The organism is Pseudomonas sp. LAMO17WK12:I1 (assembly GCF_900177315.1).
GTDB classification, from domain to species: domain Bacteria; phylum Pseudomonadota; class Gammaproteobacteria; order Pseudomonadales; family Pseudomonadaceae; genus Aquipseudomonas; species Aquipseudomonas marginalis.
Window position 1 is genome coordinate 195245 of the sequence record NZ_FWZV01000001.1, and the last position, 18249, is coordinate 213493.

Annotated in this window: 18 protein-coding genes; 10 read left to right on the forward strand and 8 right to left on the reverse strand. The window is 62.9% G+C overall.

Annotation, left to right across the window (positions count from 1 at the left end; all coding sequences use genetic code 11):
- Positions 1 to 60 precede the first annotated feature (60 nt).
- A complete protein-coding gene (locus tag B9N88_RS00910; RefSeq protein WP_027606722.1) occupies positions 61 to 2349 on the reverse strand; it encodes a bifunctional acylase PvdQ in 2289 nt (762 codons plus the stop codon).
- Positions 2350 to 2585: 236 nt separating this feature from the next.
- Between B9N88_RS00910 and B9N88_RS00915 the strand changes: the two genes are divergently transcribed.
- Positions 2586 to 2966, forward strand: coding sequence for a fe2+ zn2+ uptake regulation protein (locus B9N88_RS00915; protein WP_027606723.1), 381 nt, complete (start codon positions 2586 to 2588; stop codon positions 2964 to 2966).
- Positions 2967 to 2974: 8 nt separating this feature from the next.
- Here B9N88_RS00915 and B9N88_RS00920 read toward each other — a convergent pair whose 3' ends face one another.
- From B9N88_RS00920 to B9N88_RS00945, 6 genes are all read right to left on the reverse strand, one after another.
- Positions 2975 to 3163, reverse strand: a complete 189-nt coding sequence (locus B9N88_RS00920; protein WP_027606724.1) for a hypothetical protein — start codon at positions 3161 to 3163, stop codon at positions 2975 to 2977.
- A 180-nt stretch (positions 3164 to 3343) separates the two neighbouring features.
- Positions 3344 to 4111, reverse strand: coding sequence for an ABC transporter permease (locus tag B9N88_RS00925; RefSeq protein ID WP_027606725.1), 768 nt, complete (start codon positions 4109 to 4111; stop codon positions 3344 to 3346).
- Complete coding sequence (locus B9N88_RS00930) at positions 4108 to 5307, reverse strand: ABC transporter substrate-binding protein (protein ID WP_027606726.1); 1200 nt, start codon at positions 5305 to 5307, stop codon at positions 4108 to 4110. The genes B9N88_RS00925 and B9N88_RS00930 overlap by 4 nt, the downstream gene beginning before the upstream one ends.
- Positions 5294 to 6097: an ABC transporter ATP-binding protein gene (locus B9N88_RS00935; RefSeq protein ID WP_027606727.1), complete on the reverse strand. Its 804-nt coding sequence runs from the start codon at positions 6095 to 6097 to the stop codon at positions 5294 to 5296. Before B9N88_RS00935 ends, B9N88_RS00930 begins: the two co-directional genes overlap by 14 nt.
- A complete protein-coding gene (locus tag B9N88_RS00940) occupies positions 6094 to 7155 on the reverse strand; it encodes an acyl-CoA dehydrogenase family protein (protein WP_027606728.1) in 1062 nt (353 codons plus the stop codon). The genes B9N88_RS00935 and B9N88_RS00940 overlap by 4 nt, the downstream gene beginning before the upstream one ends.
- Positions 7156 to 7195: 40 nt before the next feature.
- Complete coding sequence (locus B9N88_RS00945; protein WP_027606729.1) at positions 7196 to 7756, reverse strand: carboxymuconolactone decarboxylase family protein; 561 nt, start codon at positions 7754 to 7756, stop codon at positions 7196 to 7198.
- Between the two features lie 101 nt (positions 7757 to 7857).
- Here B9N88_RS00945 and B9N88_RS00950 point away from each other — a divergent pair, with 101 nt between their 5' ends.
- Positions 7858 to 8763, forward strand: a complete 906-nt coding sequence (locus B9N88_RS00950; protein WP_027606730.1) for an AraC family transcriptional regulator — start codon at positions 7858 to 7860, stop codon at positions 8761 to 8763.
- On the opposite strand, the gene B9N88_RS00955 is transcribed toward B9N88_RS00950, so the two are convergent.
- On the reverse strand, positions 8760 to 9671 hold the full coding sequence (locus tag B9N88_RS00955) for a LysR family transcriptional regulator (protein WP_027606731.1): 912 nt from the start codon (positions 9669 to 9671) through the stop codon (positions 8760 to 8762). The genes B9N88_RS00950 and B9N88_RS00955 overlap by 4 nt on opposite strands.
- A 116-nt stretch (positions 9672 to 9787) precedes the next feature.
- Here B9N88_RS00955 and B9N88_RS00960 point away from each other — a divergent pair, with 116 nt between their 5' ends.
- From B9N88_RS00960 to B9N88_RS00995, 8 genes are all read left to right on the forward strand, one after another.
- Positions 9788 to 10783, forward strand: a complete 996-nt coding sequence (locus B9N88_RS00960; RefSeq protein ID WP_027606732.1) for an aldo/keto reductase — start codon at positions 9788 to 9790, stop codon at positions 10781 to 10783.
- Positions 10784 to 10946: 163 nt separating this feature from the next.
- Positions 10947 to 12509 (forward strand): M91 family zinc metallopeptidase, encoded by a 1563-nt coding sequence (locus tag B9N88_RS00965; protein WP_081744448.1) that lies wholly within the window; start codon positions 10947 to 10949, stop codon positions 12507 to 12509.
- A 189-nt stretch (positions 12510 to 12698) separates the two neighbouring features.
- The gene (locus tag B9N88_RS00970; protein ID WP_027606733.1) at positions 12699 to 14693 is read left to right on the forward strand and encodes a methyl-accepting chemotaxis protein; all 1995 of its coding nucleotides are present in this window, start codon (positions 12699 to 12701) and stop codon (positions 14691 to 14693) included.
- Positions 14694 to 14771: 78 nt separating this feature from the next.
- Complete coding sequence (locus tag B9N88_RS00975; protein ID WP_027606734.1) at positions 14772 to 15230, forward strand: SRPBCC family protein; 459 nt, start codon at positions 14772 to 14774, stop codon at positions 15228 to 15230.
- A gap of 80 nt (positions 15231 to 15310) precedes the next feature.
- On the forward strand, positions 15311 to 15757 hold the full coding sequence (locus B9N88_RS00980; protein ID WP_027606735.1) for a DUF411 domain-containing protein: 447 nt from the start codon (positions 15311 to 15313) through the stop codon (positions 15755 to 15757).
- Positions 15758 to 15766: 9 nt separating this feature from the next.
- The gene (locus B9N88_RS00985) at positions 15767 to 16204 is read left to right on the forward strand and encodes a YqaA family protein (RefSeq protein WP_027606736.1); all 438 of its coding nucleotides are present in this window, start codon (positions 15767 to 15769) and stop codon (positions 16202 to 16204) included.
- A 44-nt stretch (positions 16205 to 16248) separates the two neighbouring features.
- Positions 16249 to 17250 carry an alpha/beta fold hydrolase gene (locus B9N88_RS00990; RefSeq protein ID WP_027606737.1) on the forward strand — a complete coding sequence of 334 codons (1002 nt, stop codon included), beginning with the start codon at positions 16249 to 16251 and terminating at the stop codon, positions 17248 to 17250.
- Positions 17251 to 17276: 26 nt separating this feature from the next.
- Positions 17277 to 18230, forward strand: a complete 954-nt coding sequence (locus tag B9N88_RS00995) for a D-2-hydroxyacid dehydrogenase family protein (RefSeq protein WP_027606738.1) — start codon at positions 17277 to 17279, stop codon at positions 18228 to 18230.
- The last annotated feature ends 19 nt before the right edge of the window (positions 18231 to 18249 follow it).

An 18249-nucleotide genomic window follows, 5' to 3' on the forward strand; every position in this document is an offset into this window, starting at 1 on the left:
CCTGCAACCCCTTGATTTCAAAAATATTTCGTATTGGCATCAAGGGGTTGCGCGCCTGCCCTACTCCTTGATGAGGTGCTGCTGGTACTGCGGGTCGGCCTTGATCTGGGCCTCGGTGAACGGCAGTGGGCGCAGTTTTTTCTCGGAGAACGCTTGGGTCTGGTCCTTCGAGTATTTCGATGCCGGGTTGCTGGACAGGGAGAATGCCAGCAGGCCTTGGGCGTGGGGGCCGTGGTCGTCGAAGGTGACGATCTGCAGGTAGCTGCTGCCGCTGACCACTTCGCGCTTGCCGTCGGCCCGGGGCACGGTTTGCATGGCGTTGTAGATCCCCAGCGCTTGCGGGCCGCCGTGGATCGGGGTTTGGCCGCTGACCTGGATATCGCCCCATTTGCTGTCGGCGTTGAGGCCGAGTTTGGCCACGGCTGCGGTGGAGGCCAGCATGGCTTCGCGCAGGGCCTTGGCCACGGGGGCGCGCTCGATGGCCAGGCCCCGTGGGGTGGTCAGGGGTTGGGCCGGGTCGAACGCGACGCGCCAGGCATCGGGGAGTTGCTGCAGGTCTTCAACCAAATTGATGAAGTGCACCAGGCCCAGGCCGCTGTCGAGGTTGGCGTGCCGGTCCCAATCGGTGAGGTTGGTGCACAGTGGCTTGAGCGCAGCCGCGTCGGCGCCCAGGTGTTTGGCGCAGAATTCCAGCAGGTCGGGCATGACCTGGCCGGCCAGGTACACCTCGTTGTCCATGACCATGTTTTGCAGGTCGGCGACGCTGATCGGTTGCGCCTCCAGGGATTGCAGGCGTTGCAGGGCGAAGCGTGCGCGCGGGCCGAGGCCGATGTGGTCCTGGCTGATCACCGGGGAGAAGCCGGTCAACGGTGCCTTGGGGTTGGCCAGCCACGCCGAATCGTTAGAGTGCTGCACGTAGTCGCTACGCTCCAGCTGCGGCAACTGGTCGGCGGGGAAGATGCCGGCCTGGGCGGCGCGCGGGTCGACGTCCCAGGCGCAGGCACTGCGGGCGCCGTCGAGCATGATCATCTGCAGGCCGGCACGCGGGTCGCTGCATTGCGCCAGTTTGGCCGCACTGACGTTGGGCACCACCGACAGGTTCATGTACAGGCTCTGGCCCTGGTCATCGGCGGCCAGGGTATTGACCCACGGGATGCCTTGCAGGGTGTGCACCGAGGTTTGCAGGTCCTTGAGGCTCGTGGCACGGTTCATGGCATACCACTGTTGCAGGACGCGGTCGTTGCCCAGGTTGGCATCGCGCAGGCTGAAGGCGTGGCGACTGTCCCAATCCAGCTTGCCGGGCCATTGCACCACGGGGCCGAACTGCGAGCTGTAGACCGAGCGGGTTACCGGCTTCACGCTGCCGTCCGCTTGCCTGACCTGCACCGTCACCGAGGTTTTCTCCAGGGGGATGGATTTTCCATCCAGCATATAGCGCGTGGAGTCCTTGGGATCCAACGTCAGGCGAAACAGGGTGAAGTGCTTGGACGTATCCACCGTGTGCGTCCACGCCACATGCTGGTTGAAGCCGATATTGATCACCGGCAGGCCGGGCAGCGCGGCGCCCATCACATCCAACTGGCCGGGGATGGTCAGGTGCATTTCATAAAAGCGCATGCCGCCCACCCACGGGAAATGCGGGTTGGCCAGCAACATGCCACGGCCATTGAACGAACGGTCGCGGCCCACCGCCACGGCATTGCTGCCGCGATCCAGGCTGAAGCGCTGTTGATTGGCGGCGGCCAATTCGAATGCCTTGGCGCTGGGTTGCACACTCGCGGTGGCCTGGGGCGGCGCGGCGCCGACCAGGGCTTCGGCGAACTGGCCGACACCGCCCTCCACCAACAACCTGCGGGTCAATTTCACCAGGTCTTCAACCACCAGCGGCCGCACCCAGGCCGCCTGGCACTGGGCGGGTGCGCCCTGTTCTTTCAGATAGCGGTTGTAGCCGGCCACGTAGCCTTGCATGCGCTGTTGGATCTGCGGGCTTTGCGCCTTCCAGAAAGCCGCCACCGCGCCCGGAGTATTCAGCCAGGTGAAAAACACATCGCTGGCCAGGTTGTTGCGCTCTTCCAGGGTCGACTGCTCGGGGCCGAAGTACCGGGCCCGCTCGCCGTTCACGGTAACCACTTCATTGGCCAGCAGGCATAGGTTGTCCTGGGCATAGGCATAACCGATCCCGAAGCCCAGGCCACGCTCGTCATTGGCGCGAATATGCGGCACGCCGAAACTGGTGCGGCGGATATCCGCCGACGCCTGCGTTGTCGACTCCCGTGCCGTTGCAGCCAGGCTCACCCCCAGCAACAGCCCCGTCACGCACACCCTGGCCAACCCGTTGGAAATAATCACACAGACTCCGCAGTCAAATTGAACACCCTCACAGGGGTAACCACCCCACCGTAAGGACGCAAAAAACCGGGAGAAATTTAACCCTGGAGCAGGTTTATCCGAGGCGCTGCAGATGTGACAAAGCCGATACCGACAAATTTTCTACATCACGCCCTTCATGATTTAGCACGCTCGTTCGTCTTATTGACTAAGAGCGCCATCATTTTCCTGATCAGGCTCTGATAAGGAGTTTTTGCATGTACAACCCGCAAGTGCCCACGGACGGACATCCACCCGCAGCCGACAGCCAATTTGGCAACGGCGCCCAAGCGTTCGGCAACCCCCCCGAACAGCAAGGCAACCAGCGTATTCGCCACCTGCTCAAGTGTTTCGGCCTGCGCACCAGCCTGATCCGGCTGAAGGTCATCGACGCCCTGCTCACCGCCGCCGACAACCAGCGCACCCTGGGGGTACGTGGCGTGCACAGCCATTTGCTGGAGCTGGGGATCCCGTTGTCGTTCCTGAGTGTGCGCGAGGTGCTCAAGCGCCTGTGCAGCGAAGGCGTGATCACCCTTAACGCAGATAAAAGCTACAGCCTCCATGAAGAGGCTGCCAAGGTACTCGACGCTCGAAGCTGAGGCGGACCTTAAAGCTTGACCTTGCGGCGCATGATGCCGTTGATCACCACCACGACGACCGCGACGGCGATGGCGATGGTCTGGAACGTCTTCTCACTGATAAACCCGATGTTCTGCAGGTAGGACAGGCCAAACATCGTCGCCAATACCGCCAGGGCGATCAGGATCGAGTATTTCAAGCGTTGCTTTTGGGTCATGACGGGTTCCTGAACCGGAAGAATGTATTCACTGTGTATCGCCGAACACGCCAGGCACATACCCGGCGACGGGATGCACGGGGTCGACGGGGTCTTATGTTACAGGTGATGAAAAGCTTTGGCTCCTCCGGTGTGCCGCTCACCCCGACGACGGCGGGCCGCCGGGCTCAGGCCATGCCGTCACTGGCTCCCCCCATGCGCCCAGCGCTGATGCAACCCGCGTGCAAGCGCATCCAGGGCAAACCCCAACAGCCCGATCAGCAACACCATCGCCATCAGTTCCGAATAGGCCAGGCGATCACGGGTATCCAGGATGTAGTAGCCGAGCCCCGCGCTGACCCCGAGCATTTCGCACGGCACCAGCACGATCCACAGGATCCCGATGGCCAGCCGTACGCCGGTCAGCACGTGGCCCACCACGCCAGGGATGATCACCCGGCGCAAGGTTTCCCAGCGCGTGGCGCTCAGGCTGCTGCTCAACTGCAGCCAACGCGGGTCGAGTTGGCGCACGCCGGCGGCGGTGTTGAGCATGATCGGCCACACCGCGGCAAACGCCAGCAGGAAGTAGATCGGTTGGTCCCCTACCCCCATCAGCATCACCACGATGGGCATCCAGGACAGCGGTGAGATCATCCGCAGAAACTGGAAGGCCGGCGTGGTCGCCGCTTCCAGGTTGCGCGAACTGCCCACCAGCAGCCCCAGCGGCACCCCCACCAGCAAGGCCAGGAACAGCCCGACGAAGATACGCTTGAGGCTCACGACAATATGCAGATACAGCTCACCGCGCCCCAGCAATTCCCACAGGCTGCTGAAGGTGGCGGCCAGCGAAAAACGCGCCGCCAGGCCGCCCCCATCGCCCCACACCTTCACCCCCAGCCACCACAGCAACAACAGGCCGGCCAGGCCACTCAACCCGAGCAACCAGCCCGGGACTCTGCGGTTGCTCAAACGCCAATCTCCTCGGTCCGCTCAAAGCCCTCGGGCAAACCGAAGGTGCCCATGCCGCCCACCGCTTGGATGGCGTTGCGCACAAAACGGTCATCCACCAGATCCTTGGCGACAAAGGCCGGGTCCAGGTCGGCGAGGAATTTCTTGTCCCCCTCGATCAGCGTGTCCTTCAAGCGTCGCACCAATTCCTCGGTGTAGCTGGGGAATGGATAGGGCTGGAAGTCGATGCGGTGCTCGTCCCAGTCGGCATGCCGGATCGCGCCATCGGCCAGGTAGGCCGCGCGGTCGGCAGCGGCTGGCGCCAGGACTTTGCTCAACACCGGCTCGGCATGTGGCGTGTAGCGGTTCGGGCCGTCCTTGGACAGCAGTTTCACCGCCTCTGCGCGGTTATCACGGGTCCAGACCTGGGCCTTGACGATCGCATTCACGACTTTCTGCGACCACTCCGGGCGATTGTTCAGGTCGTGTTCGTGCATGAACACCACGCAGCACGCGTGATTGCGCCACACGTCGCCGGTAAACCGCTGCACACGCCCGACCTTGAGGTTCTCCGCCAGGGCGTTGAACGGCTCGGCGACGATATAGCCGTCGATGCGCTGGCTGGCCAGGGCCGGCGGCATGTCCGAAGGCGGCAGCACGATCAGGTTGACTTCATTGGCGCCGATCGCACTGCCGGCGGCACGCGCCACCGGGGTCAGGCCGTTGTCGCGGAACAGTTGCTGCACCACCACGTTATGGATCGAATACCAGAACGGGATCGCCACCGACTTGCCGCCCAGTTGCTTCACCTCGGTAATACCCGGTGCCACGGTGAGCCCCGAACCGCCCACATGGTTCCACGCCACCACCTTGGCCGGCACCTGGCTGCCATAGCGCGCCCACACGGTCATCGGCGACAGCAGGTGGATCACGTTGACCTGCCCGGAGATAAACGCCTCGATCACCTGCGCCCAACTGCGCAGCAACACCGGACGCTCGGCCTTGATGCCTTCGGCTTCGAACAGGCCGTTGTTATGCGCCACCAGCAAGGGCGTCGCGTCGGTGATCGGCAGGTAGCCGATGCGCACCGGCGCATCCGGCTCGCTGGCGGCGCGGGCCTGCAGGCTGCTCAGCAGCGGCAAGGCGCCGGCGGCACTGAGTACCGCGGAAAGTTTGAGAAAGTCACGGCGCGAGTGGGTCAGGTCATCCAGGCACATGGCTGGGCTCCGGCAGGTCAAGGGTTTGGGGTTGAGGGCGGCTCGCCTGCCGTAGGGTTTTAAGAATCTCGATGCGCAGCGCGCCGATGGCTTCCACCTGTTCTTCCCGCGGTTGCGGCAGGTCGATACGCCATTCGCCCAGCGTCCGCGCCGGGCGGTTGCCCAGCAGCAGGATGCGGTCGGACAACAGCAGCGCTTCGTCGATGTCATGGGTGATCAACACCGCCGCCGAACCCTGCTCACGGTTGACCTTGAGCAACAGGTGCTGCATATCGGCACGGGTCACTTCATCCAGCGCACCGAAGGGCTCATCCAGCAACAGCACCTGGGGCTGGCGTGCCAGGCAACGGGCCAACGCGGTGCGCTGGGCCATGCCGCCGGACAGCTGCGCCGGAAATTGCTGGCGGGCGTGCTCCAGGCCAACCGCCGCGATGGCGTGGTCGACGCGCCGGCGGCGCTCATCAGCGCTCAGGTGCGGCTGGCGGGCGAAATCCAGGCCGAACGCGACGTTCTTTTCCAGGCTCAACCACGGCAACAGGCTGGGGTCCTGGAACGCTACGGCGACACGTGGATGGGGGCCGCTCAACGGCTCGCCCAACACCTGCACCTTGCCTTCCTGGGGCGTCTGCAAACCGGCGAGCACCCGCAACAGGCTGGACTTGCCGACCCCGCTGGGGCCCAGGATCGACACCACTTCACCGCGCTGCAATTGCAGGTCGAAGCCTTGCAGCACCGGGCCGCCGGCGTACCCCAGGCCAATGCCCCGGGCACTCAATACCACCGGGCTCACAGGTTGGCCTGGCGTTGCAACTCGGTGCGCAATTGCACCAGGCTGGGCGTGACGATCGGCACAAATGCCGACTCCCGCCAGCGCCGCGCAAACCCACTGCCATGGGCCGTGAGGTAAGCCTTGCCGCCACTGGCCTGCAGTTCCAGCTGCACCGCGCTGGCGGCGGTTTCGGCCAGGCCGATGCGCAACTTGAACAGCGCCACCGGCTCGGCGGCGAAGCGCCCGGCGAGCAGGCCATTCTGCAGCTCGGTCACCAGGTGATCCAAGGTCCCGCGCAACCCTTCGAGTTCTTCGCGCAGCACCGTGCGGGCCGCGCCCAGGTGATGGGCGACTTCCGCCAGCGAGCGCCGGGCCAGGCCGATCGACATACCGCACTGCAAACCCAGGAACGCCGGGCGCACGGCCGGCAGGAACTTGCGTGCATCCTCGTGCAGCAACCACTCGCGACTCAGCTCGACACCTTCCAGGCCCAGGGCTGCGGTGTTGCTCGATTGCAGGCCGAGCAGTTCCAGGTCGCCGGAACGTTGCAGGCCAGCCACCGAATCCGGGATCGCCAGGATAAACGGCGCGCCGCCGCCGGCATGCTCGACCGCCGCCGCCGCGACAAAGCCGTTCTTGCGCAGGTTGGTCACCCAGTGCAGGCGACCGTTGAGGGTCCAGCCGTGATCGGTGGGCTCGGCGCTGATCTGCAGCGTCTCGATGCCCGACAGGAACTTCATGGCATTCGACAAACCGGTGGCCCCCGCCAGCCTGCCGCTGAGCAGGTCCGGCAGCAATTGCTCGCGCAGCCGCTCATTCGGGCTCTGCAGCAAATACTCGATAAACGAGCGCTGGCCCCAGCACACAAACGCCGCCGCCAACGAATGGCTGGCGACATGGGCGATGGCCTCGACTGCACCGGCCACATCGCCGCCCAGGCCGCCGAAGGCTTTTGGCACACCGATACGCAGTACGTTGGCCTCTGCCAGCCGGGGCAGCACTTCCTGGGGATCGCAACTGCCCACATCCAGGGCCTGCGCTTGAACATCGAGCCAACGGCTCAAGATCGGGTCAAGCATTCATGTTTCTCCTTGTCAAAGCAGCGGGACCATCAGCCATTCAGCTGGCCGGTTTTTCCCAACGGTATTGCGCCAGCTCCGGGTTCAGCGGGGTACGGGCAAACACGTTAGCGAAGTTGCACAGGGTTGCCAGGCTCACTCCCAAAATAACTTCCAGGGCCTGGCCTTCGGTGTAACCGGCGGCGCGGAACGCGTCAAAACCGGCGTCGCTGACATCGCCACGGGTGGCAATGACTTCCCGGGTAAAGGCAGCGAGTGTCTCATACCGGGCATTGGGCAATTCGCCGCGCTGGCGCAGGGCGTCGATCACCTCTTCCGGCAGCTTGGCCTTGTTGCGCGCCACGGCGGTGTGGCCGGCGACGCAGAAATCGCAGCCGTGGGTGGTGGCGGCAATCAACTGCACCACTTCGCGATCGGCCAGGCTCAGCTCGGCCTTGGCGTTCAGGCCCGAGACGGTGATGTAGGTTTCCAGCGCCGCCGGGGCATTGGCCAGCACGGCCAGCAGATTGGGGATGAAGCCCGAGGCTTTCAGCGCATTTTCCAGCAGCGGCTTGGCGGCGGGTGGCGCGGTTTGCGGGGTGAGCAGCGGTACACGGGACATGGAGCGGTCTCCTGAGGGTTCGTGTATCCAGTCTGTTGGTTATAAGAAATCCTCTCAATAGGCTAAAGTAGCGATTACTTGCTCTTGAGTCTTTCCATTAGATGAATTCTTCCAGTGCCCTTGTCGATTGGTTATTAGACAGCCTCGAACTCAACACCAGCCTGTTCCATGTCGGGCGCTATTGCGGCGATTGGCATGCCAGCACCCACGGCCTGGCGCGCGCGAGTTTCCATCTGATCGTGCAGGGCGAGTGCTGGCTGCATATCGCCGGCGAACCCACGCCCGTCGAGTTGAACAACGGCGACGCGGTGTTCCTGCTCCGTGACCTTGAGTATCGGTTGTCCGGAGCAGCCACGGCGGCCGGCGCGCGGGAGTGTCCGCGACGCCCGATGCTGCCCCTGGACAACGGCGCCAGCGACGGCGTGGGGCTGGTGTGCGGGTTCTTTCACTTCCAGTCGGGCTTGTCGGCGATGATCGTCGATACCCTGCCCGCGTGGATCGTCCTGCGGGCCGGCGACCCCTCGCTGACGGCCGCCCGCAACCTGTTCGAGCTGATCCTGCAGGAGTGCCAGCGCGACCCGGCGCCTTCCGCGGCCTTGCTCGAGCGCCTGTGCCACCTGTTGTTCCTGTATGTACTGCGCCAGCAAGTGCTGGATAACCACGCACTCGGTGGCCTCGCCGCACTGGGGCGCCAGCCGGCGTTCGCGAACCTGCTGGAACACTTGATCGCCCGCCCGGCAGACGCCTGGACCCTGGAAAGCATGGCGGCCTGCACCGGCTTGTCGCGCTCGGCGTTTTTCAAGCGCTTCACTGAATTGTGCGGGCAGTCGCCCGGTCAGGTGCTGCTGATGATGCGCATGCGCCACGCCTGCCAATTGTTCAAGCAGGACCAGACCGTCGCGGATGTCGCAGTGGCGGTGGGTTATCAGTCCGTGGCGGCGTTTACCCGCGCCTTCCACAAAGTGACCGGGCAGCAACCCGGCGCTTACCGCAAGGCCCAGGCCTAGCGGTGCAAACCGGTGCCCGGCTGGCCACACAGTTCGACCAGCCAGTCCACAAACACCCTGACCCGCTGTGACAACTGGCGATGGGGCGGATACAGCGCCGTCAGCGCCATTGTCGGCACGGGCAACTGCGCCAGTACGGGCACCAGGCGGCCCTCGGCCAGTTGCCGCATCGCATGATAGTGCGGCGCCTGAATCAGGCCATAGCCGGCTTCGCACGCAGCGAAATAACCATCGGAGCTGTTGACCGCCACGCGCTTGGGCAACTGGATCGAGTGCACGGCGTTGTCGACCAGGAACTCCAGGCCGAACCGCTTGCCACTGGCCGTGGAGACATACTCGACCATCTGGTGATTGGCCAGGTCGTCGAGGCCCGCCGGTATGCCCATGCGCTCCAGGTACCCGGGGCTCGCCAGGGTCAGCTGGTCCATCATTGCCAAAGGCCTGGCCACCAGCGACTCATCCAGCGCCGGACCGCCGCGCAGCACGCAATCCACACCTTCGCGGATCAGGTCCACCGGGCGGTCGTTCAGGCCGATGTCCAATTCGATCTGCGGATAGCGCGCGGTGAACGCCGGCAACGCGGGAATCACAATCAGGCGCCCGATCCCCGAAGGCATATCCACGCTCAGGGTGCCGCGTGGGTTCTGGCGGCGAGTGGAGAACACCGCCTCGGTTTCCTCCAGGTCGGTGAGCAGCTGTACGCAGCGCTGGTAATACGCCGCGCCGTCCAGGGTCGGGCTGACCTGGCGCGTGGTGCGCTGCAGCAACTGCACGCCCAGGTGCGCCTCCAGTTGCTTGATCAGGATGGTCACCGACGCGCGGGGCAGTTGCAGGCTGTCGGCGGCCTTGGCAAATCCGCCCAACTCGACAATCCGGGTAAACACCCGCATGGCGTTAAAACGATCCAAGGGCCGACTCCAGGAGGATTATTTAGAAATTATCAATAGTGATAGTGCTTTTAGCCGGTTTATCCCGGTTTTGTCGAGGGCAACAATGCCGTCCTACCTCATCAGGAGCTGCACCCATGCACACTCGTCAACTCGGTAAGAACGGTCCTCACGTCAGTGCCATCGGCCTCGGCTGCATGGGCATGAGTGATTTCTACGCCCCCGGCACCGACACCTCGGAGGCCACTGCCACGCTGCATCGCGCCTTGGAGTTGGGCGTCAATTTCCTTGATACCGCCGATATGTACGGCCCCCACACCAATGAGCAACTGATCGGCAAAGCCATTGCCGGCAAACGTGACCAGGTGTTCCTGGCGAGCAAGTTCGGCATTGTGCGTGAACCGGCCAATCCGGCGGTGCGTGGAGTGAACGGTCGCCCCGAGTACATTCGCGATGCCATCAACGGCACCTTGCAGCGCCTGGGCGTGGACACCCTGGACCTGTACTACCAGCACCGAATCGACCCGCAGGTGGCCATCGAAGAAACCGTCGGAGCCATGGCCGACTTGGTGCAGCAAGGCAAGGTGCGTTACCTGGGGCTGAGCGAGGCATCCGCCGCCACGCTGGAGCGCGCCCATAAGGTGCACCCGATCAGCGCCCTGCAAAGCGAATATTCCCTGTGGAGCCGCGACCAGGAAAGCAACGGCTGCCTCGCGGCCTGCCAACGCCTGGGCATCGCGTTTGTGCCTTACAGCCCGCTGGGCCGAGGCTTTCTGACGGGCGCCCTGAAAAGCCCGGCGGATTTCGATGCCGATGACTACCGTCGCACCAACCCACGCTTCCAGGGCGAGAACTTCGCGAAGAACCTGCAACTGGTCAAGCAGGTTCAAACCCTCGCAGCCGACAAAGGCGTCACCGCCGGGCAACTGGCGCTGGCGTGGGTGTTGGCACAAGGCGACTTCATTATTCCGATTCCTGGCACCAAGCAGCGCAAGTACCTGCAGGAGAACGTGGAGGCCGTGTCAATCCGCCTCGGCGCGGCTGAACTGGCGGCACTGGAGAGGATCTTTCCGGCCGATGCAAGTGCCGGCCTGCGCTATCCCGCAGAGGTGATGGCCATGCTGGATATCTGACGGCCAAGCTCAAGGGGCACCCGGTTTGCGGTGCTCCGACGCCAACACGTTTAGCACTAAAGCCCCTCCGGGGGCGGGGAACCTTCTCAGTCGGAGTTCCACGTAATAGCAACCCTGATACGTAATCAGGGTGCCCTTACACGCCACCCCAGAGGACATACCGATGTTATCTGCACTTGCCCACTCCTTGACATCCGGACTCTACGCCCAACTCCCCCGGCCTTTCGCTGAAACAAACGTTTCGCACTTCACCCCTCCCACCGACCTGACGCCAGGCATCGTGAACCGCCGCACCCACACGCTGCTTGTAGACGGTGACACCAAAATCAGCAGGGTCGTTGACTGGGACCCATCTGACCCCGAAAAACCGGAGATCCTGACCAGTTATCTGCACCTGCAAACCGGTAATGCCGCCGACCGTATCCACGTGCGCAGTTGGTCGGTGGACAAGCTGCAGATCTTCATCAACGATAAACCGCATTTAGTCGATATCAATACAAACGAAAGAAGCGAGCACGAGCTATTCATCGAAAGCCACGGCGGTGACGACACGGTCATCATCGACGATGACGTCAAGCTTCGCGTGAGCGTGCAAGGCGGCGACGGCAACGATTATCTCCAGGCGGGCGGAGGTCGCAGCAGGCTTTTCGGAGGGGCTGGCAACGATATCCTGCAGTTGGGCAGCGGACTGGGTTATGCCGAGGGCAACGACGGCGATGACACAATCATGGGAGGTCCCGGCAATGGCGTAATGTACGGCAATAAAGGCAAGGACCTGCTCATTGCAGGCTTTGGCCCCTCCACCAGGCAGACCTATCTGGACGGTGGCGACGACAACGATGTACTTCTCTCAGGCAGCGGACATACCGTTGCACATGGGGGCAATGGCGACGACGTCCTTGCAGGGTACGAGCGCACGACCTTCTACACCGGCAAAGGAAACGACACTATCTGGAACAACCAGCGCAAGGACCTTATCTACGCCAAGGCCACGGATGGTTTCGACCGCACCAGGGGTTCGACTTTCACCGAAGTGAAGCCAAGCAATGCCGGCAACCTGGGATTCAGTGTAGAAACTCCCCCTCAGACCCCGGAGGAGGACGCACAGGCTTTCAAGCAGCGCGTCGCCGACGATTTTGAATTTCTGCGCAGTTCACCCATAGGGCAACAAGCACTCAAACAAATGGATGAGCTCGCGGTAACAAATGGCGGCAAGGTCACCATTGAGCCAATCGGGAACGGCGGTACCGACTACATTCCTGGCGGTAGTGAACTGGATGAATTGACGCCCGAGGAGCGCGAAAGCGCAGAAGCCGGAACCTACGGGCATATCACGGATGGCGTTCCCGGTTTCCGCGTCACTCGCGGCATCATTCGCTATGACCCGCCATCTATTATCGAAAACGCCGAGCGTACCAACACAATGGTGCCCGTAACCGGTCTCGCCCATGAGATAAACCACGCCTACACCTACGCAACCGGTACAACTGAGCCGGGGTACACCCGCGAAGCGCCGGGGGACGACGGCCTTGTCGAGAATGGTGAACGTCAAGCCGTCGGTTTACCCTACGTTGAAGAACCTTCCGAGGACGGCACCCCTCCTTCGACATCAGCGCGTGTAACCAATCCGAAACACTTCACTGAGAACGCCCTGAATGCAGAAATGGGCAAACCCTTGAGGGAGTCCTACTTATGGACACCCAGCCCTCAAGGTCGCGGGAACTAATGCAGCGCCGGCAGGCCAGGCATTGATTCGATAAGCGGTAATCCCCATGGCGAGGCAGCTGCTGGCCTCGCCATGTTAAAAACCTGATTTGGCACCCCCGTACCTAAAGCTCTTCCTCGCCAAGCCGATAGCCCTACGAAGCTCCAAAACAGCCGCGTCGATAATAAACGCTTCGTAAGGACGACCCCCATGCCCCCACTGCGCTCCATCCAAGCTCGCTATACCCTGTTCCTGGTGCTGTTCGTCCTGGTGTTGTTCGTGTTGACGGTCGTCGGCATCGGCCAACTGGTCGCGCCCACGCTGCGCCATACCGAGGAACAGGTGGTGCTCAACCGCATCAGTGAGGTGGCCGAGCAGATCCAGGGCGAACTCAACAAGGTTCAGTCCCAGCAACGCACCATCACCCAGACCATTCCCCTGCTCGACAGCGATGCCATCGACAAGGTCCTGCCCGGCCTGGTCGACCAATATGGTGAGCTGAAGGTCTTCGGCGGCGGTATCTGGCCGCTGCCCAACCAGCGCACGCCGGGGCGCAATAAGCACAGCACCTTCTGGCACCGCGATGCCTCGGGCAAGCTGGCAGTGAACACCTTCTGGAACAGCGATCCTGCCCCCAACTATTACGACCAGAGCTGGTACAAGGGCGGCCTCGCGTCGCCACGTGGCCAATGTGCCTGGGCCGCGGCCTACAAGGACGACGCCAGCCAGGAGCCGCGCACCAACTGCGCCATGGCGATCCAGCGTGACGGCGCGGCGTACGGCGTGGCCACCATCGACGTGACCCTGGGTTTCTTCAACGAACTGGTAGCCAGCAAGGAAAAGGACATCGGCGGGCAAATGCTGATCGTCGAAGGCGATGGCAAGATCATCAGCAACAGCACGCGCCTGAGCAGCCCGGTGGTGTTGAAGAACATCAGTGAACTGACCGGGACCTCGGCCTTTGCCGCCCAGGTCAGCAAGGCCCTGGCCCATCGCGACCAGGCCTTACAGCGCAACGAGTTCGACAACCAGGGCGTGGCCAGTACCTTCTACATGCGCCCCATCGAAGGCACGCCGTGGTTCCTCGCCACCGCCCTGCCCACCTCGCTGATCACCGCCCAGCGCGATGACGTACTCGGCAGCCTGGCCCTGTTGCAGATCCCCATGGTGTTGCTGCTGGTGCTGCTGGCGGTGTATGCGATCCGCCAATTGGTGCAGCGCATGAAAATCCTGAAGACCAACATCGACGCACTGTCCACCGGCGATGCCGACCTGACGCGGCGCATCACCATCCGCGCCGAAGACGAACTGGGCGCCATCGGCCATTCGGTGAACCGCTTTATCGTCTACCTGCAAGACATGATCGGCGAAGTGACCCAGGCCACTGGCGCCATGTCATCGGGCCTTGAGCAATTGCAGCAAACCTCGGCGCACACCAACAGCATCCTGGTGCGCCACGCCTCGGAGACCGACCAGACCGTTACCGCCATCACCGAGATGAGTTCCACCGCCGATACGGTGGCGCAGAACGCGGCGCAAACCGCTTCGTTCACCCAGCGCGCCAACGAACACGCCGACCGCTCCCGCGTGGTGGTGGGTGAAGCGTCCACCAGCGTCAGTGCGCTGATCGGCGAAGTCGCCAGTGCCACTCACACCGTCGAGAACATGCGCCAGGACGCCGCGCGCATCACCGAAACCCTCGGCGTGATCGGCGCGATTGCCGGCCAGACCAACCTGCTGGCCCTCAACGCCGCGATTGAAGCCGCGCGGGCCGGCGAGCAGGGTCGTGGTTTTGCGGTGGTGGCCGACGAAGTCCGCGCCCTGGCGGCGCGTACCCAGGCCAGCACTTCGCAGATCAATGAAATGCTCGCACGCCTGACCACCGGTGTCAGTTCGTCGGTGGCGGCCATGGAAAACACCCAGGCCAGCTGCCAGTCGGCGGCGGATGCCACGGCACGGGTGAACACCGGGCTCGACGAGATGGCCGGTTCGGTCAGCCATATCAATGACCTCAGCACCCAGATCGCCACCGCTGCCGAGCAGCAAAGCGCGGTGACCGAGGAGATCAACCGCAGCATGGTGCATATCCGACATATGGTCGAAGAGCTGGTGCAAAGCGGCCATGCCACGCAAACCAATACACAAAGCCTGCTGGACGCCAATGGCCGGGTGATTGCGTTGATGGGCCGGTTCAAGGTGCGCTGATAAATGGCTGAAACACTCCCGTGCAATGTGCGGGAGTGGGACTATTCTGACAGTTCACAGCCACACAGGAGGTGTGCCATGCGCGCTGTCGAGCAGTCGGTCCGCTTGGAACGGATCAGTCAGGAACGTTTTATCCAGGCCCCTATCGATGCCGTCTACGACTATGTGACCCAACCGGATCGCTGGCACGAATGGCACCCCACCTCCCTCGGTGCCGACACCGGCACCAGCGGCCCCCTCCCCGCCGGCGCACGTTTTACCGAAATGATCGACCTGCTCGGAGTACGCGTGCCCATGAGCTACCGCGTACAGATCGCCCGGCGTCCCGACGAGTTCAAGACAGTGTTCACCTCACTGGCCGTCGACGGTTCGATCCATTACTTTTTGCAGCCCTTTCGCGACGGCACCCTGTTCAAGCGCGTGCTGACCTATGAAACCGAATTGCAGTTGGCCAGCCTCCATGAACGCATGATCGAGCTGTCGGCGATTGCACTGGACCGGCTCAAGCAACGGATGGAAAACTCGCTCTCCGTATAATTTTGAAACATTAACCCGACGTCCCACGGATAAAAGCAGGGAGAATGCCCGGCTTACTGCCCGTATTGGACGAGACCCCAATGAAAACCCCATTGCGATTGGCCCTGCTTTCAGCGCTGTTCACCACCACCCTGGCCCAGGCCGCCGACCTGATCCCCATCGATGTGCACCGCGACGCCCATTGTGGCTGCTGCAAAAAGTGGATCAGCCACCTGGAAAGCAACGGCTTCAAGGTCAATGACCATGTCGAAGCCGACATGAGCGCGGTCAAGCAGCGGCTGGGCGTGGCCCCGCGCCTGGGCTCGTGCCATACCGCCGTGATCGACGGCAAGTTCGTCGAAGGCCATGTGCCCGCCGAGCAGGTACTGGCCTTGCGCAAGCGCGACGACCTGCAGGGTATCGCCGCACCGGGCATGCCCATGGGTTCGCCCGGCATGGAAATGGACGGCCATGCCGAGGCCTATCAAGTCATCGGCCTGACCCGCGACGGCCAGGATGTGGTGGTGGCGGACTACCCGGCGCACTGATCGGTGCCGATGGGTTACCTGGGGCTGTTTCTCGCCGCATTTGGCGCGGCGACGTTACTGCCCCTGCAATCGGAAGCGGTGCTGGTTGGCCTGTTGATCAGCGGGCATTACAGCCTGTGGCTGCTGCTGGGTATCGCCACCCTGGGCAATGTCCTCGGCTCGCTGGTCAATTGGTGGCTGGGGCGCTGGGTGGAGCACTTCAAGCAGCGTCGCTGGTTTCCGGTCAGCGACAAGCAGCTGGAAAAGGCCCGCCATCATTACCAGCGCTGGGGGCATTGGACGCTGCTGCTCAGTTGGCTGCCGGTCATTGGCGACCCGCTGACGTTGGTGGCCGGGGTGATGCGTGAACCGTTGTGGCGGTTCCTGCTGCTGGTGACCCTGGCCAAGGGCCTGCGATACGCGGTGCTCGCCGCCGTGACCTTGCAGTGGGTGTTAATCCCCCGTTAATCCCCCGCAAACAGCATCCGAGCACCCTGTTCGGAGCCCCGCCCATGCCTCTATCCCGTGCCTTTTGCATCGCCGGCCTGCTGACGGCCAGCATCGCCCCGGCGTTCGCCGCCAGCTATGGCCCTGAGCTGCAAGGCTTCCAATACCCCTATCCCCTCGAACATTTCCAATTCCAATCCCAAGGTAAATCCCTGCAAATGGGCTACATGGACGTGCCGGCCAAGGGGCAACCCAACGGTCGCAGCGTAGTGCTGATGCATGGCAAGAACTTTTGCGGCGCCACCTGGGAAAGCACGATCAAGGCCTTGAGCGACGCCGGTTACCGGGTGATTGCACCGGACCAGATCGGCTTCTGCAGTTCCAGCAAGCCCGACCACTACCAGTACAGCTTCCAGCAATTGGCCCTCAACACCCACCAACTGCTGGAAAAACTCGGCATTCAGAAGGCCACGCTGCTCGGCCATTCCACCGGCGGCATGCTCGCCACCCGTTATGCGCTGATGTACCCCGAGCAGACCGAGCAGCTCGGGCTGGTCAATCCCATCGGCCTGGAAGACTGGAAAGCCCTGGGCGTGCCCACGCTCAGCGTCGACCAATGGTATGCGCGGGAGCAGAAAGTCAGTGCCGAGGGGATTCGCAAGTACCAACTCAATACCTATTACGTCGGACGCTGGAAGCCGGAGTACGAGCGCTGGGTCGACATGTACGCCGGCCTGAGCAATGGCCCAGGGCATACGCTGGTCGCATGGAACTCGGCATTGATTTACGACATGATCTTCACCCAACCGGTGTACTACGAGTTCAAGCATCTGCAGATGCCTACCCTGTTGCTGATCGGGACCGCCGACACCACCGCCATTGGCAAAGACATTGCGCCGCCGGCGGTCAAGGCCAGGATCGGCAACTACGCGGTATTGGGCAAGCAAGTGGCCAAGCTGATTCCCCACGCCACACTGGTGGAGTTTCCAGGCCTGGGCCATGCGCCGCAGATGGAAGAGCCGGCGAAGTTTCACCAGGCGCTGTTGCAGGGCTTGAACGCCCTTTAATCCAACTTTTTTCGAGGCACGCGTGCATGTCGGTACAGATCGCAGTCATTGATGATTGGCAGAATGTCGCCCGTGGCGTGGTGGATTGGTCGCCGCTGGAGGCCGTGGGGCGGGTGCACTTCCTGCACGACTATCCGGCCGATACCGCCACGATGATTGAGCGTTTAAAGGCGTTCACGGTCATTTGCGTCATGCGTGAACGCTCGACCTTCGACCAAGCGCTGTTGCAGGGTTTGCCCAACCTCAAGTTGTTGGTGACCGGCGGCATGCGCAATGCCGCCATCGATATTGCCGCCGCCAAGGCCCTGGGCATCCAGGTGTGCGGCACCGACAGCTACAAGCAGGCGGCGCCGGAGCTGACCTGGGCGCTGATCATGGCGTCTACGCGCAATCTGCTGGCCGAAGCCAACTCATTGCGCGCGGGTGGCTGGCAGGTGGGCCTGGGTGGCGACCTGCACGGTAAGACCCTGGGAGTGCTCGGCCTGGGCAGCATTGGCCAGAAGGTTGCGCAGTTCGCCCAGGTATTCGGTATGCGGGTGCTGGCCTGGAGTGAAAACCTCACGCCGGAGCACGCCGCGCAGGCCGGGGCGACCTGGGTCAGCAAGCGCGAGCTGTTTGAGCAGGCCGACATTCTCACGATTCATTTGGTACTCAGCGACCGCAGCCGTGGCCTGGTCGACGCCGAGGCATTGAGTTGGATGAAGCCGACGGCCCGGTTGGTGAACACCGCGCGCGGGCCGATTGTGGATGAGCAGGCGCTGGTGCAGGCATTGACCACTGGTCGCCTGGCGGGCGCGGCGCTGGATGTGTACGCCGAAGAGCCGCTGCCGGTGGATCACCCGTTTCGCCACTTGCCCAACGTACTCGCCACGCCCCATGTGGGCTACGTGAGTGAGCAGAACTACCGGCAGTTCTACGAGCAGATGATTGAAGATATCCAGGCCTGGGCCAAGGGCGCGCCCATTCGGGTGCTTGGCTGACGCACCAATCAGGTGCGAC